Source organism: Caballeronia udeis, assembly GCF_001544555.2.
In the GTDB taxonomy this organism is placed as follows: Bacteria; Pseudomonadota; Gammaproteobacteria; order Burkholderiales; family Burkholderiaceae; genus Caballeronia; species Caballeronia udeis.
The window spans coordinates 89,455-113,620 of sequence record NZ_FCOK02000023.1 but is presented as its reverse complement, the minus strand read 5'-3'; the positions used below and the strand labels follow the sequence as shown (position 1 = coordinate 113,620).

At 59.0% G+C, this 24,166-nt stretch carries 19 protein-coding genes and 3 pseudogenes; 14 read left to right on the top strand and 8 right to left on the bottom strand.

The window, feature by feature from the left end:
* Nucleotides 1-165 precede the first annotated feature (165 nt).
* The 3 genes and pseudogenes from AWB69_RS18305 to AWB69_RS18295 all read right to left on the bottom strand — a co-directional run.
* Nucleotides 166-402 carry a hypothetical protein gene (locus AWB69_RS18305; protein ID WP_062087210.1) on the bottom strand — a complete coding sequence of 79 codons (237 nt, stop codon included), beginning with the start codon at nt 400-402 and terminating at the stop codon, nt 166-168.
* A gap of 106 nt (nt 403-508) precedes the next feature.
* Nucleotides 509-805 carry a hypothetical protein gene (locus AWB69_RS18300; protein WP_062087208.1) on the bottom strand — a complete coding sequence of 99 codons (297 nt, stop codon included), beginning with the start codon at nt 803-805 and terminating at the stop codon, nt 509-511.
* Nucleotides 806-848: 43 nt separating this feature from the next.
* Nucleotides 849-1,565 (bottom strand): annotated as a pseudogene (locus tag AWB69_RS18295) (tyrosine-type recombinase/integrase); the annotation flags it as partial.
* A gap of 557 nt (nt 1,566-2,122) precedes the next feature.
* Here AWB69_RS18295 and AWB69_RS18290 point away from each other — a divergent pair.
* Nucleotides 2,123-2,602 (top strand): amidase family protein, encoded by a 480-nt coding sequence (locus AWB69_RS18290; RefSeq protein ID WP_062087206.1) that lies wholly within the window; start codon nt 2,123-2,125, stop codon nt 2,600-2,602.
* Between the two features lie 274 nt (nt 2,603-2,876).
* Here AWB69_RS18290 and AWB69_RS51100 read toward each other — a convergent pair.
* The 3 genes and pseudogenes from AWB69_RS51100 to AWB69_RS18265 form a co-directional block, all read right to left on the bottom strand.
* Nucleotides 2,877-4,832 (bottom strand): annotated as a pseudogene (locus AWB69_RS51100) (Tn3 family transposase); the annotation flags it as partial.
* 1,148 nt (nt 4,833-5,980) lie between these two features.
* Nucleotides 5,981-6,316: a hypothetical protein gene (locus AWB69_RS18270; protein WP_062087204.1), complete on the bottom strand. Its 336-nt coding sequence runs from the start codon at nt 6,314-6,316 to the stop codon at nt 5,981-5,983.
* 775 nt (nt 6,317-7,091) lie between these two features.
* Nucleotides 7,092-7,787 (bottom strand): annotated as a pseudogene (locus AWB69_RS18265) (SDR family NAD(P)-dependent oxidoreductase); the annotation flags it as partial.
* A gap of 311 nt (nt 7,788-8,098) precedes the next feature.
* Between AWB69_RS18265 and AWB69_RS18260 the strand changes: the two are divergent.
* The 13 genes from AWB69_RS18260 (at nt 8,099) to AWB69_RS49470 (ending at nt 22,365) form a co-directional block, all read left to right on the top strand.
* Entirely contained in the window at nt 8,099-8,704 is a 606-nt protein-coding gene (locus AWB69_RS18260; protein ID WP_231937156.1) for a PIG-L deacetylase family protein, read from the top strand.
* Between the two features lie 109 nt (nt 8,705-8,813).
* Nucleotides 8,814-9,740 carry a glycosyltransferase family 2 protein gene (locus tag AWB69_RS18255; RefSeq protein ID WP_062087228.1) on the top strand — a complete coding sequence of 309 codons (927 nt, stop codon included), beginning with the start codon at nt 8,814-8,816 and terminating at the stop codon, nt 9,738-9,740.
* A 221-nt stretch (nt 9,741-9,961) separates the two neighbouring features.
* Nucleotides 9,962-11,266 carry a glycosyltransferase family 4 protein gene (locus AWB69_RS18250; protein WP_062087226.1) on the top strand — a complete coding sequence of 435 codons (1,305 nt, stop codon included), beginning with the start codon at nt 9,962-9,964 and terminating at the stop codon, nt 11,264-11,266.
* A gap of 150 nt (nt 11,267-11,416) precedes the next feature.
* The gene (waaF, locus tag AWB69_RS18245; protein ID WP_062087202.1) at nt 11,417-12,586 is read left to right on the top strand and encodes a lipopolysaccharide heptosyltransferase II; all 1,170 of its coding nucleotides are present in this window, start codon (nt 11,417-11,419) and stop codon (nt 12,584-12,586) included.
* A gap of 27 nt (nt 12,587-12,613) precedes the next feature.
* Nucleotides 12,614-14,359, top strand: a complete 1,746-nt coding sequence (locus AWB69_RS18240) for a carbamoyltransferase family protein (protein ID WP_062087200.1) — start codon at nt 12,614-12,616, stop codon at nt 14,357-14,359.
* A gap of 62 nt (nt 14,360-14,421) precedes the next feature.
* Nucleotides 14,422-15,423 (top strand): glycosyltransferase, encoded by a 1,002-nt coding sequence (locus tag AWB69_RS18235; protein ID WP_062087224.1) that lies wholly within the window; start codon nt 14,422-14,424, stop codon nt 15,421-15,423.
* Nucleotides 15,420-16,493: a glycosyltransferase family 9 protein gene (locus AWB69_RS18230; RefSeq protein ID WP_062087197.1), complete on the top strand. Its 1,074-nt coding sequence runs from the start codon at nt 15,420-15,422 to the stop codon at nt 16,491-16,493. The genes AWB69_RS18235 and AWB69_RS18230 overlap by 4 nt, the downstream gene beginning before the upstream one ends.
* A complete protein-coding gene (locus AWB69_RS18225; protein WP_062087195.1) occupies nt 16,483-17,442 on the top strand; it encodes a glycosyltransferase in 960 nt (319 codons plus the stop codon). Before AWB69_RS18230 ends, AWB69_RS18225 begins: the two co-directional genes overlap by 11 nt.
* A 38-nt stretch (nt 17,443-17,480) precedes the next feature.
* Nucleotides 17,481-18,467, top strand: coding sequence for a UDP-glucuronic acid decarboxylase family protein (locus AWB69_RS18220; RefSeq protein WP_062087193.1), 987 nt, complete (start codon nt 17,481-17,483; stop codon nt 18,465-18,467).
* Between the two features lie 836 nt (nt 18,468-19,303).
* The gene (locus AWB69_RS18215; protein ID WP_062087191.1) at nt 19,304-20,491 is read left to right on the top strand and encodes a glycosyltransferase family 4 protein; all 1,188 of its coding nucleotides are present in this window, start codon (nt 19,304-19,306) and stop codon (nt 20,489-20,491) included.
* 246 nt (nt 20,492-20,737) lie between these two features.
* On the top strand, nt 20,738-21,040 hold the full coding sequence (locus AWB69_RS18210; RefSeq protein ID WP_062087190.1) for a hypothetical protein: 303 nt from the start codon (nt 20,738-20,740) through the stop codon (nt 21,038-21,040).
* A gap of 796 nt (nt 21,041-21,836) precedes the next feature.
* Nucleotides 21,837-22,142: a CsbD family protein gene (locus tag AWB69_RS18205; protein WP_063977847.1), complete on the top strand. Its 306-nt coding sequence runs from the start codon at nt 21,837-21,839 to the stop codon at nt 22,140-22,142.
* A gap of 16 nt (nt 22,143-22,158) precedes the next feature.
* Nucleotides 22,159-22,365, top strand: coding sequence for a hypothetical protein (locus AWB69_RS49470; RefSeq protein WP_231937155.1), 207 nt, complete (start codon nt 22,159-22,161; stop codon nt 22,363-22,365).
* A 309-nt stretch (nt 22,366-22,674) separates the two neighbouring features.
* Here the strand turns inward: AWB69_RS49470 and AWB69_RS18195 are convergent, their stop codons facing one another.
* Nucleotides 22,675-23,175 carry a YciE/YciF ferroxidase family protein gene (locus tag AWB69_RS18195; RefSeq protein ID WP_062087188.1) on the bottom strand — a complete coding sequence of 167 codons (501 nt, stop codon included), beginning with the start codon at nt 23,173-23,175 and terminating at the stop codon, nt 22,675-22,677.
* Between the two features lie 34 nt (nt 23,176-23,209).
* On the bottom strand, nt 23,210-23,749 hold the full coding sequence (locus tag AWB69_RS18190) for a DUF4142 domain-containing protein (protein ID WP_062087186.1): 540 nt from the start codon (nt 23,747-23,749) through the stop codon (nt 23,210-23,212).
* Nucleotides 23,750-24,166: the final 417 nt, after the last annotated feature.

Here is a 24,166-nt window from a genome sequence, read left to right as displayed (position 1 = left end):
CCGCCAGCTCCGTCAGCCGTGACCGGGCTTCACTAATTGGTACCACATCATGGGTTCGGAATGACATAGTTGAATCCTGTACGAAATTCGTTAACAGAAATGTACAAACATTCGGGCAAACAGTCAAGCCAACCCGTCCGCGCGCTGCTCCATCAGGTCTCTGGTTCATTCGTCGTCGAAGTTGAAGTTGAGCCTCTTCGGCGCGAGCCATGCCACCGGGTCAACCTGCTCCTGCCAGATGATCCCGGCCATGATGGTCGCCTGCGCGTTCGACTCGGTGAGCAGCTTGTCGTGGGCGTTGTCGTTCTTGACCCAACGATCCTGCGGCAGGTTGGCGATCGTGTACAGAAAGATCTGGAGCTTCTCGATTTCGCCCCGCGGCGTGATCCGGTTATCCGGCACCGTCTGTTGATTTAACGCGTCCTACGCTTACCGCTCGCCCTCTGGTACGGACGCCGCCGCTGATGAGCAGAAATCCAACGTCGGCCTCTACCGCAGGAGTCCCTTCTCAACCGGCAAGCAGGCCAGACAAGTAGGCGTTTGTGGTCTCGGGATAGCGCTTGAGCTTGAGGTCCTGGAAACTAAGACCCACCGTCGCTCCGAGCGCATCCGGGTCAAGTATGTACATCGTGCCAGCGATGCCTGGAACCTTGTCTTCGAGAAGCTTCTCGCGAAGCGCCACACCAAGGTCGCCCTTTGTCATCCGAAAGTGCTCAATCTTCCCGACGTAGCGCGCAAGCCGCCCTTTGCTATGCGAGCGGAAGGATATGCAAAGCCGTCGCAGCGCTCTCTGAGCATCAGCCATTCGCGGATCATCGTCTTCCCTTCCCTGAGACGCGAAGTTAGACCAAGGGTACGCGCTTGTCGATGTGTGCGGCCTCGGCGGCGGCGTGGATGGCTCGGTTCAGCTGTCGCGTGCTGAGCGGGTCGACGGGATCGAGCCCGGGAAAGACCCACCCGCCATCCAGCATCTTGCCCCGGGCCCGCGCCACGTGCCACCAGACGCGCAGGCGCTCGAGCAACACCGGCGAGAGCATGGCGTAGCGGTCGCGGCGGCCCTTGCCCTGCTCAATCCGCATCGTCATACGCTGGCTGTCGATGTCGGTGACCTTCAGGGCCACCACTTCGCTCACGCGCAGTCCTGCGCCGTAGGCGACCGACAGCGCGGTCCGGTGCTTCAGGTTGCCGGCCGCCTCGATGAGGCGGCGCACTTCATCGGGACTGAGCACGACGGGTAATATGCGTGGAACGCGCACCGGCTGCATCCTGAGCATCACCTCGGGCGATCGAGCGTGACTTGGAAGAAGAACTTCAGGCCGGTAATCGCGTGGTTCAGTGATCGCGTGGCTCAGTAACACGGGCGATGTGCCGTGATCAACCATGTGCAACTGGTAGTGCCGCAGGTCCTCGACGGTGGCCGTGTCAGGCGAGCGTCCGAGAAACCGGGCAAATTCGCGCACGATGCGCAGATAGGTGTCCTGCGTCTTCGGCGAAAGCTGGCGCATGCGCATGTCGTCGATCATGCGTTGGCGCAGTGGACTGGCGTTTGCCTGTAAGGAGGCCATGATTGGGCTCCTGCTGGAGAACGAGGCGGATTGCCTCATTCGCCAACATACGGAACCGCACGGCGGACCTCCCAAGAACCGCACGCGCTGGCCGGAGCCCCTTCCGCTCGAGCGGTTTCGTTCTTCGACCCAAAGCGGACAATTGATCATCCGCCACGAATGACCTGACTCGGCGCTGCATCGGCCGTTCGGCTACCGGCGACTGCTCCTCAAACTATCGGCTTTCGACAATTCACCACGACGCCCGCGGCTGTCAGTAATCTGCCAGAAGTTGTTGGCGAATGTCGATCTGCCTTGCTCGTTGCCGATCGGCCAACCAGCCATTTTTATACGCTTTCTCAGCTACAAATAACGCAGGCACCCACGTCTTCCGGGTCGTTGAGATCGCACTATCCAGCGCGCTGGAGAATGTTTCCAGGATCCGCCGTTTATCTTGCGTCAGTGCGCGCCTACACTCCGTTCGTCTTAGCGATATATGCCTATGTGCCGTGAACTGCACGGCGCGTTTTTCCGCGCATATACCTCCTCGAATGTATGTCCACGTATAGGCGGCAGCCATGAGCTTCACGAACGATGACACAAAGATTTTCTATCGCGACGCGACCGAACTGGCGCGTTTGATCCGGACCAAAGAGATCTCACCCGTCGAGGTCATAAAAGCGCATCTGGATCGCATCGAGACGGTCAACCCAAAGGTTAATGCGGTCGTCACCTTGATGCGGGACAACGCAGTCAACACCGCTAAAGCAGCAGAAAAGGCCGTCATGAACGGCGACGTGTTGGGACCGCTGCACGGCGTGCCGTTTTCCATCAAGGATGCCCTGGATACGGCTGGCGTCTTGACCCAGCGCGGCTCCAGGCTCTTCGCGGGCAACATACCTGCGCAGGATGCCACTGCTGTTGCCCGATTCAAGGCCGCTGGCGGAATCCCGCTGCTGAAGAGCAATCTTCCCGAATTTCCAGTCCGAACCAGCAGCGGACATTCTAAGGTGGCAAAGCTGAGTGATTTCCGTCACGGTTTTCGAAGCGAAAGATAACTCATCGTATCCTTGTAGTTGAGTTCTTCGGTCCCTTCGCATTTCAAGCCATAAATCCAATAGCTGATCATAGAACCGTGCATCGGATAAAACTCGAATTCGGCGCGCCCACAACTGGCAAGCGAAGGTACCCTCGTGCAGCGAGGCTCGGACGCTATAGGTGCACGACGGCCCAGCGAATTGACGGTTTTTTTCTGCAACGGTGACAGTTGCAATTCGGACTACGGCCAGCGTCACGCAGAGCGAAGCTCATTTTTACACTCAGGCCATCCACTAGGCTGGGCAGCACACGGTCCGCATAGCGGGCGATCGGAAAATCGAATGTGCCACGCAAGTTAATGCCTTCCAGATAGGTGGGTGCGATTCGCCGCAGGTCCACAGCTCTAAGGACGTCCCCACTCATCGCCTCGATCTGACCAACGGCACGTTGCATATGCATCGTGTTCCAAGCCATGACGGCGTTGGTGAGCAACGCCAGCGATGACGACACGGCTGCGAGCGATTCGTGATGCTTTGTTAGTTCCGACGGAATCTTGCCGATGTGTATCGCCCGCTGCACGGTGTGTACGGCTTCACCACGATTGAGGACATGCTGAAGCTCGCTGCGGAAAACCGGATTGGTGAAATAGTCGATCAGGAAAACCGTACGGAACAACCTTCCTATATGAACGCCACCGTCGTACACGGACTGTCCACGCGCCGCTGCGCCGAAGCGGGTCAACGCCTCGACCGCGGTGCAGCGACCGCTTTGAATCGGCGCTGCCACCCGCACGAACTCGTCCCAGATGCTTTCCATGAGATCCAGGCGCACATCGCAGTCAGTCACGGCCGCGAGTCGGCGAGCTGCGCCACGTCCCTCGTTCCGCTTTGTCGAACGACGCCTTCGATCGCCGCGCCTGCTTGCCGCTCGTTGAGGATGATGGGTTGATCGTAGAAGATCCCCCAGCGGTCCATCACGTATGCGTGTACATGCCGATCGACGCGGTGCGCCGACGCGGGTCGGCCCGCGCCTGCCAGACCGTACGCGTTGTCTCCAGCGACATCATGTCGGACGACGCCAGATCGGCACGGCCCCAGTGCGCGGCGATCGGGTGGCGAAGCATGAATTCCAGCACGGCATCGGCGGCCTGACGTATTTTTCTTTCATCGGCGATTCGGTTCATCATTTGCCGGATCGCGGTAGGCGACAATCCCGGTACCATCCGCGAGATGTCGGCAGCGGACAACGAAGTGCCGTGCGCCAGGACCGCCGCATACACGAGAAGCAGCTCGCTGCGTGAACGTGGCTCCCGTCGTCCGAGCAGCAACCAGTTGAAGCGTGTCACGCTGTCGATCTCGAGAATGATTTCCGGGAGTTGCGGCACACAACGCATAGCGCATGAAGCATGCGGCTTCCAGCCGGCGCGACTGCGTTTCAATCCGGTTGCTTACCGACGGCGGTCGGTTCGCACAGCGTCTCGCGTAGTGGCGCACTAACGCGTCGTTGCAGTTCGCCGGCCAGCGGGAATGAACGCCGATTGCATACAGTCGATCGATCTTGGTGAAGATCTCGCTCATCTGGTGAGTCAAGTTGCGTATAGGAACGGCCCACAGCCAGTGTTGCAGGCTCCCGTGCTCCCCATCGGGTCGCGGAAGGAGGTGTCCCCAGTCATCCAGCGTCGATGCGCCAAAGGCGCGTGCCAGCGTATCGGTCAGCGCGACTTCGACGCCCTGGACGGCCTTGTACGATCAACCGCTTGAGCAATCGATCGTGAGCAATCAGAATGCGGTGCTCGTACGGCCACCGCTTCAACTCATGCAACAGTTGGCCGCGCTCAGGGCGCCCAGACAGATGCTCCTTGAGCCAGCGCAGGACGTAGCGGCGTTGATGCTCGGTCATCGGACGGAAGCCAAGTACCTGGTAGGCCAGCATCTGATGGTCAACAAGTGTGTCGGTGCGCCTACCGTACAAGGAGCGTAGCGTACCGAGCCCCGGCGGATCGACACCCAGTTGCTCGCTAAGGTGACTCCACAGGGCCTTCGGAATCTGTTTGTATGCGTCGAGCGTGCGGCCCGTCATGCGCACAAAGCCGATATGCAGCCCAACTCCGAGCCGATACAGATCAGTGCGCCGGGCGTCGATCAACCCTCGCTCTTTGCGGGAGAACGTGAAGAACGTGGCAAGCTCGAACTCGTTGAGCTCGTCCGGGATCTGCCGCATGCCGAGATACGCTAGTTGCCAGTGCTCCATCGCGTTTTCTCCGCGAGCGTGAGGGGGCCGACCAGCGTAGCGGCACAAAATCGGCGCGGCAACCGACAATCGTCGGCGCGAAGTGAGACAAACACCCAAACAGCAACTCTTTGATTTAGTGAGATATTTAAATAGGGCCGCCACGCAATCCCACGCCAGCGTTAGAGGTCGCTAGCCCGGTAAACTGCATCAAAATACAGGCGACCCCTTCAAACAATTTCGGTGCGGCACAAACGCGTCTCACCACACGGATGAAACGCGCGGACGAGACGCGGGAGAGCTGTACTGTTCGGAAACGGCTCGGAAACGGCTCATCGGCCGCCAATTTTGTTTCAATCTGCGGCAATAGGCGGCCTTCGCTATGGCTACTAGTAAGAGCCCGTATCCGAAGCGCCGGTTGCTCCCTTCTTCTGCGTTTTCTTGTGCGACATATCGGAAGATTTTCCCATCGTGCTTGAGCCTGATGCGCCCGAGGTTGACCCTGTCACACCATTACTGTTGGGAGTGCTCATTCCGGTTCCGCCTTGGCCTGCTCCCGTCCCCCCAGCGGCGCCGCCCCCACCTCCGCCGCCAGCCCCTTGCGCGAACACGGCACCGGCTAAGCTCATCACCAAGGTTGAAATCAAAATACCTTTAATCGTTGCTCGCATGACAGTCTCCTTAAATTGGTCGCCAACGGTCGCGTCGCTGCGTGATGGCATGTACGGAGTTGCAATCCACGTTCCTCCAACTTGCTCTGGCATCCTGTACGTTGCTCATTTCCGGCCGGTCATCGATCGACGTCGTGAGATATCGATGAAAGAACGCGAACGGCCGGAACTGCCAGCCTGAAGCACGGCAGGCGAACCTTATCGGTACGGTGCGCGACTGACAGCAATGATCTCCGCTCGCCAAGGTGAACGAGCGACATAAGTGGACCGCCGAAATGCAGCAGGACAGAGCGCGGGCGCGCCGTCCAGAGAGTTACATCCAGTGCGTACCTTTTTAGCCGCTTTTGGAGATCGCCAAAACAGGCTGTGCGCGACGAATGATGGCCACCGAAACTACGACGGCTTGAAGAGTCGACCTGGGTCGCTTCGAACCAACCAGCCACATATTATTCAGGGCGAAGAGGTGCTCGAGAAACAGCGGGTTCGCATCAGAACTTCTTAAAGGCCCAGTTCATACGTATAAATTGACTGGGGCGACAGCGCGAAGCGAACTACGATTGGACGCCCTTCCATCCAGTCCACGAGTTCAGGTCGCATCGCATAACGCGGAACGGCCATCCACGCGACGATATCCGAATGCAGCTGATTGAACGATCTCTCGTCAAACTCGAAATCTGCGTCCAGCTGGCCGCCGCCGTCAGGCCGCAAGCGAAGCCCCCTCACCTCCTGGCCGTCCCAAAAGGCAACGGTGCACTCGTTAATATCGGCTGCGGTGCCGAGGGGCAGCCGTCGCAACAGCGTTGCCAACTCTGGTTGAAGCGATGCGTATTCCATTTTGCACATGCAAGATCTGTCGCAATGTTAGATGTGTGTATCGGGATAAAGATTCCTTGAAATTTGCCATACCCACCCTATCGTCGGTATCGCCGTGGTCGCCTCAAGGGAGGCTCACCAGCAGCGGGCTTGGAACCGCCGCCACAAAAACCCCTGCCGGTTCGACTCTGGCCTCCGGTACCATTCCGAGTGAATAGCTCAGGCGTTTCCTGCAGGCGCCCCATATTCTGTAAACTTTCCTTGGGCACGCGCATGGCAGGAACAAAACGAAGAGCGACTCGCCCGGGTGCCAACCGAAAGCCTCTGGGCAAGTCATTGCTACGCCGATGTCGGTGCAATCGCCGCGCGATCTGTCACACGATTGCAGAAGCACCGTAGCGTACAAACCTCCCCGCTTGTGCAGTTACCACGATCTTCTGCATTTCATGCAGTACGTGCTTCCCTTCATCCAGCGATAAACCAATCTTTGCAGGTTCAAGGTCTCGATAGAGGCGCTCAAGGTTGGAAAATCTCGAAGATTTCGGTTTCACCATAGTCCGTGGCGACCTCGATGCGAATAGCGATTTTCATGTCCACCTCCAACGCCGTGATTTCACAAAATTTAGGTATCCTTCGCTAATAGTTCAAGGTTTTTAACGCTCCCAAGTCGTAGTAGCCAGCGTTCACGATCACGTGACATTCCGGTGACTGGGGAAGGTCAGCGCGCACCACCGTCATAGTCGCGATCCGGCCGGTGACGATCGAGATGGAATGGACATCGCCCTTCCTCCGGGGACGCGTTCACCGAACTCGTATAGATGATGGCCGAACCCGGTGGCATGTGAGGAATTGCAGCCTTCGTAATCCAGAACATCGCATACAGATTGGTACGGAGGGTCCAGTCAAACTGCTCGGTGCTGATGTCGAGGATCGAATCGTGGCTCTGCTGCCGCCCAGTGTTGCTCACCAGGATGTCTAGGCCACCCAGACCAGACACGGCCTGTTCTACCAACGCCTGACAGAACGCCTCGTCACGAATGTCGCCGGGTAATGCGATTGCCTTGCGCCCTGCCGCACGGATAATCTGTATGACCTCGCGCGCATCGGGTTCCTCTGCCGGTAGATAGACGATGGCGACGTCGGCTCCTTCGCGTGCGTACGCGATGGCTGCGGCGCGACCGATGCCGGAATCGCCGCCCGTAATCAGCGCCTTTCGTCCGTTAAGACGACCAGTGCCTCGATAGCTGGTTTCGCCGTGGTCGGGGCGGGGCGTCATGCGGCCCGCAAGGCCGGGCCACGGTTGCTGCTGGGCAGGAAATGGCGGATGCGGATAGAGCGTGCGTGGGTCCTGCGGTGGACTCGATATTGCTGATCCTGTCGAGTTGGAAACATCGGTCTGTGCGACAGCACGTGCTGCAACTGCCGTGACGAGCCCTGCTGTGGCGCCCTGCATCAAAGTGCGGCGCGAAGTGGATATTTTTTCGGACGGCATGGTGCACTCCAATGTATACAGGGTTCATACGGGTTCTTCGTTGTGGACATGCCAGCAAGCGCGATTCCTGACTTCCATCAGTTGGCGGTAGAAGAAAATTTTTTAGTGGCGAGCTATCAAAACATTGCGCGTGCTAACGCCACGCGGGAACGCACGGCGCAGGATTGCACTGACCCACTGCCGGAACGGCTTCCTGAACCGACGCGGCCGGTCGCAACTACTCGTACCGAGCTCGATTCGGAGGAGGGCTGAACCTGGACCCCAGGTCCAGGTTTTGCGTTTTCAGAGCGTCGTCCCTTGCCCAAAACGCCATGTCCAATACCTTTGCTCGCCCGCTCGTCATTTCGCCGCATTTCGACGATGCCGTCTTCAGTTGCGGAGCGACGCTTGCCGCTCATCCTGGTACGGTCGTTTATACCGTCTTTTCTGGTTGCCCCGCCTCCGACGTCACGACAGACTGGGACCGTCACTGCGGCTTCGACAATGCTGCCCAGGCAATGCAAGCACGTTCGCTAGAAGATGACCGGGCGCTGGACGTCCTGAATGCGGTCCCCGACCGCGGCGATTTTCTCGATGCGCAATATGTCCCGTCTGCTCCGCGTGTCCATGCCCCGACTCAGCAGGCAATCGCGCGGGCACTCGATCGGGCGCTACGCCGCCATGCTGCTCACACTCTTGTGATCCCGTTCGGTTTGTATCACTCCGACCACAAACTCGTGCATCTCGCATGCGCCGATGTCTGGCGCGCCAACCCGGAGCTGGCCTGCTTCGCTTACGAGGACGCCCTTTACCGGCGTCTGGCCGGCCAGTTGCAAACGCGCATGGCGGACTTTTCTCGCGCGGCATTATCGCGACACCGGCCCTTTCGCACTGGCGAGCCGCTCCTTCCCATCGGGCTTCGAAACGCGACGCAGTGACAGCGTACGCAAGCCAACTGAAGGCGTTCGGACCGGATGGTTATGACGATGTCTTTTGTACCGAGCGCTGCTGGAAGCTTGAGCTTGCGTAACGAAGAACATGAAGAGTATGAACGACGCAGGAAACGACCTGTCCGCCGCGAAGGCACCCACAAAGATATCGGTGGTCGTGCTTACGTACAACCGCTCGGAGCAGGTGCTCGATACGCTCGCGCGGCTGAATGCGCTTCCCGACCGGTTTCATCTGATCGTTGTCGACAATGGTTCGACCGATGGCACTCCGGAACATATTGCCGCGCACTTTCCCGAAGTCACGCTTGTTTCCGCACAGAAAAACCTCGGTGCGGCCGGACGTAATTTTGGTGTCGCAAGCGCGAGCACGGAGTACGTCGCGTTCTGCGACGACGACATGTGGTGGCATCCGGGATCGCTATCGCGCGCGGTCGAATTGTTGGACAGCGCGCCTCGCGTCGGTGTGCTGAGCGCCCGGGTGTTGGTCGACGAAGCCGGCGAAACCGATGCGACCTGCCGCCTGATGGCACGCAGCCCACTTGACGCCACCGGCTTGCCCGGCCCCTCGCTGATCGGCTACATTGCCGGGTCGTGCGTGTTCAGGACGTCGCTCTATCGACAGATAGGCGGGTATGAGCCCCGCTTTTTCATAGGCGGAGAAGAAACGCTGGTCGCACTCGATGTGCTCGCCAACGGCTTCACCATCGTCTATGCCGAGGAGTTGATCGTCCATCACCACCCTTCCCCGCTGCGCGACAGTGCACTCCGGCGTCGCATGCTGGCCCGAAATGCCGCGTGGGTTGCATGGATGCGCTTGTCGTGGCGCGAAGCGTGGCGCGAAACCCGGGGCGCCGTCCACGCGATGCGCCGTGAAGGTGCTTTCGTTCGCGACGCCTTGGCGTTGTTCGCAGCGCTGCCATGGGCCCTGAGCCGACGTCAACCGGTTCCGCGTGAGATCGAGCGAATGAGAGAAGCGGTGCGTCGGTCCGAAGCGCTTGCCGACGCCTGGCGACACCGGCCCTGACGCTTTTACTCGCCCGATGTAGTTCTCACCGGCCGCTCTCGCGGCAATCATTTGCCATATCTTTTAAGCCACGTGAAAAAAATGCGTAGGTATCGCAACGAACCAACGCTTGTTTCGTTCGCTTCGATATAGGCACAACGAATGCTGTGGACTGTGCACGCCGGGAGGTCGATCGCGGCGCGCCATCGCATACGAAAGACTCGAACACTAAGGACACCACGATGAAGATCGCACTCGTCAGCGAGCATGCCTCGCCGCTGGCCGCTGCCGGCAGCGTCGACAGCGGTGGTCAAAACATCTACGTGGCGAACGTCGCGCGTCAACTTGCCCGAAAAGGCCATCAGGTAGATGTCCTCACGCGTTGCGACAGGTCGTTGTTGCCGCTTGTCTCGCGCCTGGACGGAGCACGTGTCATCAATGTACCTGCAGGTCCGAAACGACAGGTGCCGAAGGAGCAACTTCTTCCGTATATGGAGGGCTTCGCGCGTTTCGTTGTCGAGTTTTCCCGCCAGGAACCGTTGCACTACGACGTCGTGCACGCAAACTTCTTCATGTCCGGCTTGGTAGGCTTACGTCTGAAGGAAACGCTTAGCATTCCTCTCGTGACGACTTTCCATGCGCTTGGCCGCGTACGGCGCCTTCATCAGGGTGTAAACGATGGTTTCCCAGACGAGCGCTTCGATATCGAGGATAGGCTCGTGCGCGATTCCGACTCGGTGATCGCCGAGTGCCCCCAGGACGCAGCGGATTTGATCTCGCTCTATCAAGCCGATGCCGCTCGTATCGACCTCGTGCCCTGCGGTTTCGACCACGATGAATTCCACCCTGTAGACAAGCGCGCCGCGCGAGCTGAGTTGGGCTGGCCGAAGGACCGTTTCATCGCGCTGCAGCTGGGACGCATGGTGCCGCGCAAGGGCGTCGACACGGTGGTGCGTGCCGTTGGCCTCTGCAACCGGACTCTCGGAGAGGAAGTTGATCTTTATGTGGTGGGTGGCAATTCCGATGAAGCCAACGAGATTGCGACGCCCGAGATCGGCCGCTTGCGCGCCATTGCACGCGAATGCGGCGTGACGGATCACGTCAACTTCCTTGGCCGGCGAGCGCGTTCGCTCCTGCGTCTTTACTACAACGCGGCCGACGTATTCGTCACGACGCCTTGGTACGAACCGTTCGGCATTACCCCGTTGGAAGCGATGGCCTGCAGCACGCCGGTGATCGGCGCGGATGTTGGCGGCATTCGCTATTCAGTCGCGCATGGCGAGACGGGATTGCTCGTGCCGCCGAAAGACCCGCTTGCTGTCGCCCATGGACTGGTCATGCTCAAGCGCGACCCACCGCGGGTGCAACGCATGGGCGCGGCAGGGCTCGCGCGCGCGAAGGAAATGTTCACGTGGGAAAGCGTAGCGGACACGCTCAGCGGGATCTATGCGCGCGTGGCCAAGATCGATGTGGCCGCTAATGCGGGACCACATGCGCATAACGGCGCGCACGACGTGCGGCTCGCAGCCGGCGGCGCTTCCGCATGACGCGCCGGATGCGCAAGCGTGGTGAGTTGACAACGGCAACGAGTCGATGTGGCGTCGCGGACCCTTCCGAGAACCGGACCGCGTGGTAGCCAACCTTCACGAGGGGGCGTTGGCGATTCAATACAGCATCCTTCGACGGGAGTTCACGACATGACGCACGCGCCGGTGGTCCGGATCGCCATCGATTCGCATGCCCGTACGCCCGAAACCGCGTCGGCAAGGCCGTGGGGCGCCGAGATCAAACGCATCCTCTGCGTGCGCCTGGACAATCTCGGCGACGTGCTCATGACCACGCCCGCCCTGCATGCGTTGCGCACCTCGGCACCGGATCGCCACATCACGCTGCTGGCATCGGGTTCCGGCGCACGCGCAGCAGGTTTTATCGACAGTATCGATGCGGTGATCGAATACGACGCGCCGTGGGTAAAAAACAACCGCCCCGCTGATGCGGCCGCGGACCTTGCGATCGTCAGGCGCCTGAGGGAAGAAGCTTTCGATGCTGCAGTGATTTTTACCGTCTACAGCCAGAACCCGATGCCCGCCGCGATGCTGTGCCATCTGGCCGGTATTTCGCGACGCCTCGCGCACTGCCGCGAAAATCCCTACGCACTATTGACCGACTGGGTCGCCGAACCCGAACCGCAGACCGGTACACGGCACGAAGTCGAACGGCAGTTGGCGCTGGTCAGACACGTGGGCGCGCTGTCATCGAATCAGCGCATGCGTTTGGCCGTGCCACCTTGCGACACCGCATCACTGAACCTCAAGCTTGCGCAGCGGAGCATCGCGCTTGATGCGCCGTTCATTGTCATGCATCCGGGCGCCACGGCCGCCGCTCGACGCTATCCCGCCGAGCGCTTCGCGCAGGCCGCCGCACAGCTCTCGGACCTGACCGGCTGGCCGGTACTGATCACCGGCGGCGCCGACGAAGCTCACGTGTGTGCGCAGGCACGCGGGACACACCGCATGACCGTCAATCTCTCAGGGGCGCTCGAACTCGGCGAGCTGGCAGCCTTGATCGAGCGCGCGAAGGTGCTGGTATCGAACAACAGTGGACCTGTGCATATAGCGTCGGCGCTCGGCACCCCGGTTGTCGACCTGTACGCATTGACGAATCCGCAACATACGCCTTGGCAAACGCCGCATGTCGTCCTGCATCACGACGTACCTTGCCGATGGTGTTATCGCAGCGTATGTCCCGAAGGACATCATGCCTGCCTCACCGGCGTCACGGTGGGACAGGTGATCGACGCAACCATGCGACTGCTGCGCGCCGATTCTGCATCAAGCGCCGCCGACGCAATCCTCATCACCTCATGAAACGCTTCGTCACCCGGATTACCGACCATGTACACATTAGGCATCAACGCGGCTTACCACGACAGCGCGGCTGCGCTGATCAAGGATGGTGTCGTCATTGCGGCGGCCGAGGACGAGCGCTTTACGCATATCAAGCACGCGAAGCGGCCGGTGCCTTTCTCGACCTGGCAACTACCCTTCGATGCGATTAACTATTGCCTTAAAGAAGCCGGCATCGAACTCGCTGATATTGATCATGTCGCGTATTCCTATGATCCAAAGCTGCTTTCCTCCATGCCCGCGCGCGTGGGCGCCACGATCGAACTGCCGCTCGAACCAGGGCTCAAGCCACCCGCCAATCCATCCGAATCGCCGTGGGATCCCTTGTTCTTGAGCTATATCGTGAATGCGCGAGCACAACTGATCGACGGTGCGCCGCATCATCTGATGAAACGCTTTCGTAGCGCCGGCCGCGCGATGCGCTTCGAATGGCATTACGTTGATCATCATCTGTCGCACGAGGCAAGCGCGTTTCTCGCCGCGCCGTTCAAGGACACTGCGGTGTTGACCGTGGACGGCCGCGGCGAAGGCGTGACAACAAGTCTCGGACAATTCGCGGATGGCGAATACAAGCGGCTCAAACAGGTCGAGTTGCCGCATTCGCTCGGCCTGCTTTACGAGAGCGTGACCGGCTACCTGGGTTTTCTTCACTCCGCCGACGAATACAAGGTCATGGCGCTTGCTTCCTATGGACAGCCCGCCTATGTCGACACGTTCCGCGAGATCGTGCAGTATCGGCATGACGGCACTTATACGGTCGATGCTCCGCGCCTCGTTGAACGCTTCGGGCCGGCACGCGAACGCGGTGGACCACTCGAGCAGAAGCACTTCGACATCGCGCATTCGTTGCAGGTAACACTCGAACAAACAGTGTTGAAGCTTGCCGGCTGGTTGCACGAGCAAACCGGACTGGAGCATCTGGCGATGGCAGGCGGCGTGGCGTTGAACTGTGTGATGAACGCACGCGTGCGGGACCGTGGTCCGTTCTCGGAGGTATGGGTGCAACCGGCGTCGGGTGACGCCGGCACGGCGCTCGGCGCGGCACTATGGATCGATTATCGCAAGCGCGCCGAATCCGGCGATCGCTCGCGCCAGTGGCAGATGGACCACGCCTACCTCGGCCCCGAGTATGCAGACGACGAGATCGAGCAGCTCTTGAAATGGACCAAAGCGCCCTACCGTCGCCTTCACGATGTGGTTGGCGAAACAGCCGATATCCTCGCATCCAATCGGGTCATCGGCTGGTATCAGGGCCGCACGGAATTTGGTCCGCGGGCCCTCGGCGCACGCTCCATCCTCGCTTCGCCTATCGATCCCGACATGCAGGCAAGGCTCAACGAGATCAAGGATCGTGAGGACTTTCGGCCTGTCGCACCTGTGGTGATGGAGGAATACGCGAACGAATGGTTCGTCGACGGCGCCGCGGCACCCTTCATGCTGTTCATCTTCGACGTGCGTTCTGCCAAGGAAAAACAGATTCCGGCGGTACGTCACGTGGATGGGACTGCGCGGGTCCAAACGGTGAATCGCAGCCAGCATGCGCTGTATTACGACCTGATTGACGCTTTCCGGCAACGCACGGGTGTGCCCGTCTTGGTCAATACATCGTTCAATACCAGAGGCGAACCGATGGTGAATTCACCGCGCGACGCGCTTGAATCGTTCTGGACTTCGCCCCTTGATGCGCTGGTGATCGGCTCGTTCCTGATCGAGAAACATGGAGCCGGGGTATGAGCACACTCGTAAGCACGCTTGCAGCAGATGCCTTCGACCAACTCCGCAGTAAATCTGACGGGATGGCAATCGATTCGCCGATAGCACGGACGCCCGATATCTCCGTGGTTGTTCCGACCTACCACCGTCCTGCAATGCTCGAGCGCTGCCTCGCGTCGCTGCTGACGCAGGATTACGACCCGGCTCGGTTTGAGATCATCGTCTGCGACGACGGTCCCGACGATGCGACCCGCGCATGCGTTGAGCGTATCGCGCGGGTACACGCGGCGAGCGGGCCGCTGGTGCGCTTTGTGCCCGTGACGGCAACGCAGGGTCCGGCGGGCGCGCGCAACGCCGGATGGCGACTCTCGCGTGCGGCCAGCATCGCGTTCACCGACGATGATACCCAGCCTGACGCACGCTGGTTAGCATCGGGCGCGAAAGAGCTGACTGCCGGCGCTGGCGTGGTATCGGGCCGTATCATCGTACCGCTTGGCAAGCGTCCCACGGACTACGAAACCGACGCCGCAGGCCTCGCGCACGCGGAGTTTGCGACTGCCAACGCGTTCATGGATCGTGCGGCACTTGAACGGATCGGGGGTTTCGACGCGCGCTTTACATCAGCGTGGCGCGAGGACTCCGATTTGCAGTTCGCGCTCATGAAAGCAGGCATTCCGATCTCCCGCGCCGACGACGCGATCGTCTTGCACCCGGTCCGGCCGGCACGGTGGGGCGTGAGTTTATCGCAGCAAAAAAAGAGTCAGTTTGACGCACTGCTTTATAAAAAATACCCACTGTTCTATAAGCGCCGTATTCGACGCAGGCCCCCGCTGTTGTACTACGCCATCGTCATCGCAGTGATCGTTTTGTTGTACGCCGCGGCTTGGGGTGATGCGCGCGTAGCGGGCTGTGCAGCCGCAGCGTGGCTCGTAATGACCGCCTGGTTCTGCGTCAAGCGGCTATCCCATACGTCTCGCGGGCCAGCTCACGTAGTCGAAATGGCGTGTACATCGGTGCTTATTCCATTTCTTTCCATCTATTGGCGCCTTTTCGGGGCGTTCAAGTTCAGGGTGTTTTTCCTATGAGCGAGAACATCGCGATCTTCCGCGCGCTTCAACTCGGCGATATGTTATGTGCCGTGCCGGCGCTACGTGCCTTACGACGAGCAAAGCCCGATGCGCGCATCGTCCTGATCGGTCTTCCGTGGGCGCGAAGTTTCGTGGAGCGCTATGCGCATCTCGTCGATGAGTTGATCGTCTTCCCCGGCGCAGTCGGGTTTCCCGAGCAAGCGGAGACCGACGACCATCTCGAAGGCTTTTGGGAAGCAATGCGCAAACGTCGTTTCGATCTCGCGATTCAGATGCATGGAAGCGGCGGCATTGCGAACGAGATCGTCCAGAAAATGGGCGCGCTCGCCAATGCCGGTTTCGCACAAGCCGGGGAAGCGCCGAGGAACGGTATTTTTGTTAGCTGGCCCGACACGCTGCCTGAGATCCTGCGCTATACCGCGTTGATCAACGCAATGGGCATCGAGACGCAAGACACCAGCCTCGAGATTCCGCTGAGCAGTAGTGACCGCGCCGAGTGTGAGACGCTGATGGACACCTACGCGCTGCGTTCCGATCGCCTCATCCTCGTTCACCCCGGCGCGCAGTTGCCCTCGCGCCGATGGCCAGCTGATCGGTTCGCCCGAGTCGCCTCCTTGCTCGCCGACAATGGCTGGCAAATCGCGATGACCGGCACTGTAGGCGAACGCATGTTCACAGCGGGCATAGCGCTCGCGACGAACGCACGAGCGGTTGATCTCGCCGGCAAGACATCGCTGGGGGGACTGGCTGCGCTGGTGTCGAAGGCACGGCTGGTCGTATGTAACGACACCGGCATGTCTCACGTAGCCGTTGCGATGAAAACACGCAGCGTGGTGATTGCGTTGGGCAGCGACACCAAAAGATGGGCGCCATTGGATCATGAGCGGCACCGGGTACTCGCTCACTACCCGCCATGCCGACCGTGCGGCTTCCGCGATTGCCCGTACGGGCATCCGTGCGCACTGAACATAAGCGTCGAACACGTCGTGGACACCGCGTTCGAGCAACTGATGCGTGTATCGGAAGTATCGGGCAACGCTTACGGGCCGGTGAGCCATGTCGAATAGCCCTTGCCGACGCCTGCGCGTGCTGACCTGGCATGTCCACGGCAACTATCTGTATTACCTCACGCAAGCGCATCATGACTTCTATCTCGTGACCAAGCCCGATCATCCACCGGGTTATGCGGGCACAGTGGGCGTTCTGCCCTGGGGTAACAACGTTCACGAGATGCCGGCAGATCGGGTCGCATCTCAGCAGTTCGACGTCATCCTGTTCCAACATAAAACGCAATGGAATGACGACCGCATCAACTTGCTTAGCGAGACGCAACGCCGCTTGCCACGCGTCTATATAGAACATGACCCGCCTCAGGAAAACGCGTTCGAACAACGCCACTGGGTTGACGACGCCAACACGCTGCTGATTCATGTCACGCATTTCAATCAGCTGATGTGGGACTGCGGCGTTACGCCGACGAGGGTGATCGAGCATGGCGTGATCGTTCCCGAAGGCGTGCGTTACACCGGCGAGAAGGCACGCGGGATTGTGGTTATCAATCACCTCAGGCAACGCAGACGGCGTCTGGGCGACGACATCTATACAAGCGTAAAAGCGCACGTTCCACTGGATCTTGTCGGCATGGATGCAAAGTCCGCCGGGGGTATCGGCGAGGTTGGCAATTTGGATCTTGCAGCATTCAGCGCGAGCTATCGCTTCTTTTTTAACCCGATTCGCTGGACCAGTCTCGGGCTCGCTGTCGTAGAGGCCATGACGATCGGCATGCCCATCGTCGGGCTTGCGACCACCGAACTTGCGACTGTCATTCGCAACGGCGAGAGCGGATATATCGACACAAACGTAAGCGCGCTGATCGACGCGATGCACGAACTGCTGCGCGATCCGGATGAAGCACTCCGGCTCGGTAACGGTGCACGCAAGGTCGCCTTGGAACGCTTTCGCATTGACCGCTTTATTCGCGACTGGAACCATACGCTGCGTTATGTAAGCAGTTGAGCGCCGATTAAATCGACGGTGTCACCGAGAGAGCTAACATGAAAGAGCATCATCGTAAGCGGATTCTTGTCACCGGCGGCGCCGGTTTTCTCGGCTCGCACTTGTGCGAACGGCTGGTGATGCAAGGGCAGGACGTCTTGTGTGTGGATAACTTCTACACGGGAACGAAAGACAACATCGCACATTTGCTGGACTGCGCGAACTTCGATCTCATGCGTCACGACGTGACCTTCCCCCTTTACGTTGAAGTGGATGAAATCTACAATCTGGCCTGCCCCGCTTCACCGGTTCACTATCAACACGATCCGGTCCAGACCACAAAAACCAGCGTGCATGGCGCAATCAACATGCTCGGACTGGCGAAACGCGTCAAGGCGCGAATCTTCCAGGCCTCGACCAGCGAGGTCTACGGGGACGCCCTCGTTCATCCGCAAAAGGAGGACTACTGGGGCCATGTGAATCCACTGGGTCCGCGGGCGTGCTACGACGAAGGAAAGCGCTGCGCGGAGACGCTATTCGTGGATTACCGGCGGCAACACGGCTTGTCGATTAAGATCGCCCGGATCTTCAATACTTACGGTCCACGGATGCACCCATGCGATGGCCGGGTGATCTCCAACTTCATGATGCAGGCGCTCGCAGGCAAGCCGATCACGATCTACGGCGATGGTTTGCAAACACGATCGTTCTGTTACGTGGACGACATGATCGACGCATTCATTCGTTTGATGAACAGTCCGGAAGGCATAACCGGTCCGATGAACCTCGGTAACCCGCATGAGTTATCGATGCTGGATATCGCACGGCGCATTATCGAATTGACGGGGTCGTCGTCTGAAATCGTGTTCGCGCCATTGCCTATGGACGACCCCTGTCATCGGCAACCGGACATCCGATTTGCTATCGACACGTTAGGTTGGAAACCGGAAACCGGACTCGATGAAGGCCTGAATCGCACGGCGCGTTATTTCCGCCGCTTTACGCAGGAAGCGGCGGTTCGATCTGATCTGCCTTTACCCGCCTGAGCAGCAACGGGTTGCGGGGAACGAGCTGGTCAACACCGCTTCCCGTATTCACAACCTCAATTCGGCTCGGGCGCACCTTGCAGCAGTGTCGACGAAAAGGCTTCGGCGCGTGAGTCGCAGAGTCCACTGACAAAGTACGACGCTTTTTTCCGGCACACGCCGAAGGTCGGCGCCTTGTTTGCTTCGAGCCGCCTGACAACTCACTGGCCCTTCACGTCGGTGCTCGCGTTGGCACCCGAGGCGCGCCCCATGGTGCTCGAATCAGTGGCCGACTTATGCGTCATCCTGCGATACCTCTTGCCGCGCTTCTAACCACAACGGCAAAGTTTTCAGCTGGACGGGTTCGCTACGCCTCCAGGATCTCTTGACTGAAAGGAAGCACCTTATCGCGGCTCCGCCGCGTTACCGAAGGCTTTGATCAAAGCGTTTCGCCTGGCGACTGGTCAGTGGGCAGCTTCAGTCGCGAGTCTGCCGGAAGCCGGGAAGTGCGAATCTCAGCGGAGCGAAACTCGCATATTGGAAGGTGAAAGATACTTTTATGGAGGCTCGCGGACCCCCACCAGTAACTGACAGTACCGTGTTTCTTTTCCGCCATCCCGAGCCATTGACTCAGGTTCAAATTCGCGCTTCTTGCTCAGCGGGACCACTTGTGACCGTACCATGCTCCATGCTCCAATTGCCAAAGGGCCGGAGCGAAGAAGAACAGCAAACCGATTGGCTGGTTCCCTCCGGTTCCCAGGGAATGGCGATTGCGAACGCAAATGATCGGAGCGGAAATTAGCTGCGCCGAATCGAACTTGCCTGCACGACGAGCGCTATCGTTTCGAGGTTAAAAGATGCGGATCCTCTTTGTCGTAGGCAATCTCGGCGACTACCATGTGCCGCGGTACGAGGCGTTGCTTGACCTAGCGTCCATGCGAGGTGACGACGTATATCTCGTGGAGATTTTTGGGAAGTCGAGCGTATATGCTTTTCCTCAGGACCGTCGCGTCCAATTCTTTGAACGGGAACCCGCTCGATCGGTAACTCTCATCAACGACGCAACCGACGCCGGTGGGCACTGGGTGAAGGTTGCGGCCGGCTTATCTGATGCGGTACGGCAGTTTGCCCCTCATGTAGTAGTCACGCTCGGTTATCACACGAGCTACTCCATGTGGCTTTGCATCCTGAAGGTGCTATACCGCCGATTCTTCCTGATCTACATGTCCGACTCGAAAGCTGACGACGGCAAACGGTATGGGGCGAAAGAGTGGCTCAAGCGGACCATCGTTCGTCGGTTCGACGGCGCGCTCGTAGCGGGGGAAAAGCACCGCGCATACGCACGCTCGCTAGGGATTCCGTTTTCCCGGTCTCGGGTGGGTTTCGACGTCATCGATGTGGAATATTTTTCACAGAGGTCTGAGGCAGCGCGCAACTCCGACAGCGACGTCCGCGCAAAATTCGGTCTGCCGCCTCGATATTGCGTTTGCGTGAGTCGGTTCGTACCGCGCAAGAATGTTGATGTGGTGATCGAAGCCTATTTTCAATCAGGGCTTTACAAAATAGGCCAATCACTGGTTCTGATCGGTCAGGGCCGGTGTCGCGATCGCTTGCTTCAGCAAGTCGCGCAACTCGGCTTGAACGCTCATGTGGTCATCCTGGATTCAGTCAAGAACCTCGACATGCCGGCCGTCTACGCGCTCGCGGAATTCGCTGTGCTCGCCAGCAAGTTCGATCAGTGGGGGTTATGCATCAATGAGGCGTTTGCCGCGCGGTGCCCCGCTATCGTCACGAGGACTTGTGGAGTTGCTGGCGAGCTAGTAGCGGACGGTATCAACGGCTTTATTGTTGAGCCGGGAGACGTTCATATGCTGGCCGACAGGATGAAGCTTCTCGGTTCCGACCTCCGGTTGCGTGGCCGCTTCGCTGAGAAAGCAAGGTCCGCCGCCGACGATTGGACGCCCATCCTGTTCGCTTCCAACCTCATGGATCTGTCGGCATCAATCGTAACGGACGCAAGAAGCATCCTCGGTCCGAAAGACTGAACCCGCTTCCAGCACGGAATTCCCTGACCGGCGGACAGGACGCCCCGCTTGGGCGATTGGCATTTGGTCGAGAGGGCTGTGTTGACAAAATCACGTGCTGTTAGAGGCGCCCACGGGCGCCGCGTTCAAAGCTCGGCGATGCAGACGAATTTCGGTGTGACCGTCCGACACATTGTTCCTACCTTGCGACGCGGGCGCAGGCCCGTTATTGTCGTGCCGTCCTGTCGTCCTGTCCGACATACTGCATTGGTCCTACATTTTGACCGCCGTCTCCGCGACCTCCGCGCCCGGACTTTTGATGATCTACCGGACCGCGAGCAGGATCAGTTTCTAGACATCTGTGCCCAGGCCAAGCTTGTGCCCGAGGACTTCAATGTATCGTTCACAGATGAGATCGCCGGCGACACTGGCGTCGAACCTCGCTTGCGCTCGATCCTCGTTCAATTTGGCTCGATCACGCGGGCCTATGATGGCGGCCACGAGATCCCTTGGACCGTTCAATTCGAGGAAGACGTGAAGGCAAACGCATTTGTCTCAGCCTCGCCCTAACGAACTCCATGTTATCCAACACTGGCACCTTCCTGTACATCGCCCCAACGTTCTGCGCCAGTCACGTTGCGCGCCCGACGTCGTCGGTAACCCGGCGTCGAGCCGTGCCGTTAATCTGTCGTGTGGCGCGTCTACCATCACCGCCTATCGCCGCGATCGCCAAAGCCCACCGAGCATTAGGAAAGGTCGACATGGACCACATCGCTTCCCTGGTATCTCGCTCAGTAAGGCTTGGGCAAGGGCTTATCGCCCACGGGTGGGACTGCTTGCATTGGCATGCTGAGTCCCGCACCGCTCGATCCCGAAGCAGACCCGCTCGACGGTATTTTACGATCACTTCCAGCATCAACCGGTGGACGAACTTGGTTTTGCGCTGGCGCCCCGTCGGTCTTTGGCGGCCCAGTTGCTCGCGGCGTCCTCGCTGGCAGCGTCGGCGTATTTGCTGATTGAGCCTCCGCTACGATCGGAGCGCCGGCCGCGGCGCTAGGAACAAACAGTATCGCAACATGTTTCGTTTTCATTCAAGCCCCCGGCAGCGCTCCGATGCGCGGTACGCCGCTTGCTTATAACTCAATACGTCCTCGGCAGGTTGGCCTTTAGCAATCGCCGATCCTAACTACCTACGCTGCTGTGCATCCTTTTTGGTAAAACAACATGCCCTATTTACTCGGTTGGCTTCTCGGCGTTCCCGTTATTGTCTTAGTAATCCTTTACTTAGTTTTCCATTGATGTAGCAAGCGATAAATCAAGGCTCTTGTTCCCTGCAACACATACCCTACCAACCTCGGAGGCTCAGATGGAAACGAACGAGATAACAGGCGCGACCAACGAAACGATTGGCAAAATACAGGATGTTGTTGGAAGCGTTACCGGCGACGCAGGTGCTCAGTTTGCCGGGAAAGCAAAAGAGCTCGGAGGTAAAGTGCAAGAGATTTATGGGCAAGCAACCGGTCAGTTGCGTCAGACGACCACTGAAAACCCGCTGATCACGCTTGCCGTGGTGGGGCTGGCCGGCTTCCTCCTCGGTGCGCTCTTCAAGAGCGCAAATCGCGACTCGATAAACTATGATGATGTCCCGCCCGCTCGGGGGCGCCGCTACTGACCTTGAGCAGACATCGATGGCACTCAGTTCATTGACGAAGGTGCGAGGTCACGTCCGCGCGTGGAAGGCGGTTCGCGCTTTCTGCGCTCAGCGTGGTGGCGATTACGCGGAGTTGATATCGCTCGAGCTCGCGGATACGAAGGCAAAGCTGCTGCGCGAGCTCATCGCGATGGTCGCGCTCGCGATAGGCCTGTTGTTCGCCCCTTTTTATGTATCGCGTTGATTGCCACTGCATTTGGAACACCTTACTTCATAGACGTCGTCTGGGGCGTTGCAGGATCTTGGATAGCAGTCTCGATAGCGGCGTTCTTTGTGTTGCGAGCCCAATTGCGTCGCGCTTCCCATTTCGCGGCACTTCGATCCGAACTACGTAAAGACGCTCAAGTCATCAAGGAGGCGTTGTGAACGCCCCCTTATCGCCGCAGGAAGAAAGCATTGATTGCGAACCGGGGGCGACTCAACCCGCTGATTGTTATATGAATGATTGGCCTGCCCCTTTGCTCGGGGCCAGCCAGCCAATCACCTGCTTCGCTTAGACCTTAGCCCCTGCCGTTTCGGCGGAAACCTCCTGCTCTGCCAAGATGGTCAGTTTCTTATCGGTCGCTTTTTCCTCTTCCAAGGTTTGATTCAGCAGAGTCATCGCCTGTGTATAACCTAGTTTCTTCGCGAGCGCGCACAACGTTCCGTAGGAAGCAATTTCGTAGTGTTCGACTTTCTGCGCCGCGCCGATCAAAGCAGCATCCAACACAGGGCCCACCTCGATTTCGCCGATTTCCTCATCTGCTTCCTCGATCAATCCTTCCATCGCGACACACTTGATGCGCTTCAATTTGATGCCAGTTGCCTCCACCGCCTGGTCAATGCGCTCAATCTGCCCGTGAGTTTCTTCCAGGTGCGTCTCGAAAGCCTCCTTGAGTTTCGTGCTCATCGAGGCCCGGGCTTGTTTCTTCAATGCCTTGGTAAGCTGCTTCTCTGCGCTGTAGATGTCCGACAGGGCGTGGACGAACAAATCGTTCAATGTTTTCGCTGCCATGATGCTCTCCAAAGTTTGCGGAAAGTTTGCTTCGCTACTGGGCTGTGATGCCCTTCTTGGTCGCAAGTTCCTGCGCCATCTTCAAGTGCTCTTTAATCGTGGGCAGAGCTTTCTGAGCAGCCTTTTTGAGGGCTGCGTTTTGGCCGCCGTCAGCCTCGGTTTGAAAGGCTGCTACGGCCTTCTTGTGCCCGTCGAGCCCGACCTGCTTGATGTAGGCCGCGTCGAACGCTTTGCCATGAAGGCCGCTCAGCGAATTGAGAACGGCCATGTCGGAATTGTCCTTTGGCACGGCTACGCCGTGCGGCGCCGCCATCTTCAACGAGATCGCCAACTTCGTGTGGTCCACTTCCATGTGGTGGGCGAAGCTTTTTACATCTGCATCCTGTGACTGCTTCGCAGCAAGTTTGCTTGCGTCTATTTCAGTAGAGCTGGACATGCTGGCTGCTTGTACGAACTCCTTGTCTGGCGACGGCAGGTCGTTCGCGGCGGTAGTACTCGCAGCTTGCGTTTGCGCGACGGCCGAGCCGGCCGTGGCAAGCGCCAGAAGCGCAGCGGCGATAGGGGCGGGTTTCATAGATCAACTCCTTCGCGGATGACCACGGTGGATAGTATCGAAGGCTCACAGGCATGAGAGACGACGCCACTAATGCAAACGCCATTCCACCCGTGCCGTTTCCACGCGGTCGTGGTTGAAAGTGGTTCGGGCACCCCGTTTGCACATGGGAGCTCGCTCACCGGCGCGTACAACATTGCGAGAAAATGGGCATAGATCTAGGAGATGGAACACCCGGCGCCGGAAAAACTAACCGCTCATAGCGACTGAGCGATGGAGGGGACAATGACGTCAAGGAGGCCTGACCAGCGCCGAGGCGGACCATACGGAAACGGCGTTTGTAATCAACGCTCGGAGCGCTCAACCTCCAATCGAATAACCATCCCCCTTCGCCGCTGAAGAGCACGTCGCGGGTCGCGAATTCCGGAAGTTGGCGAA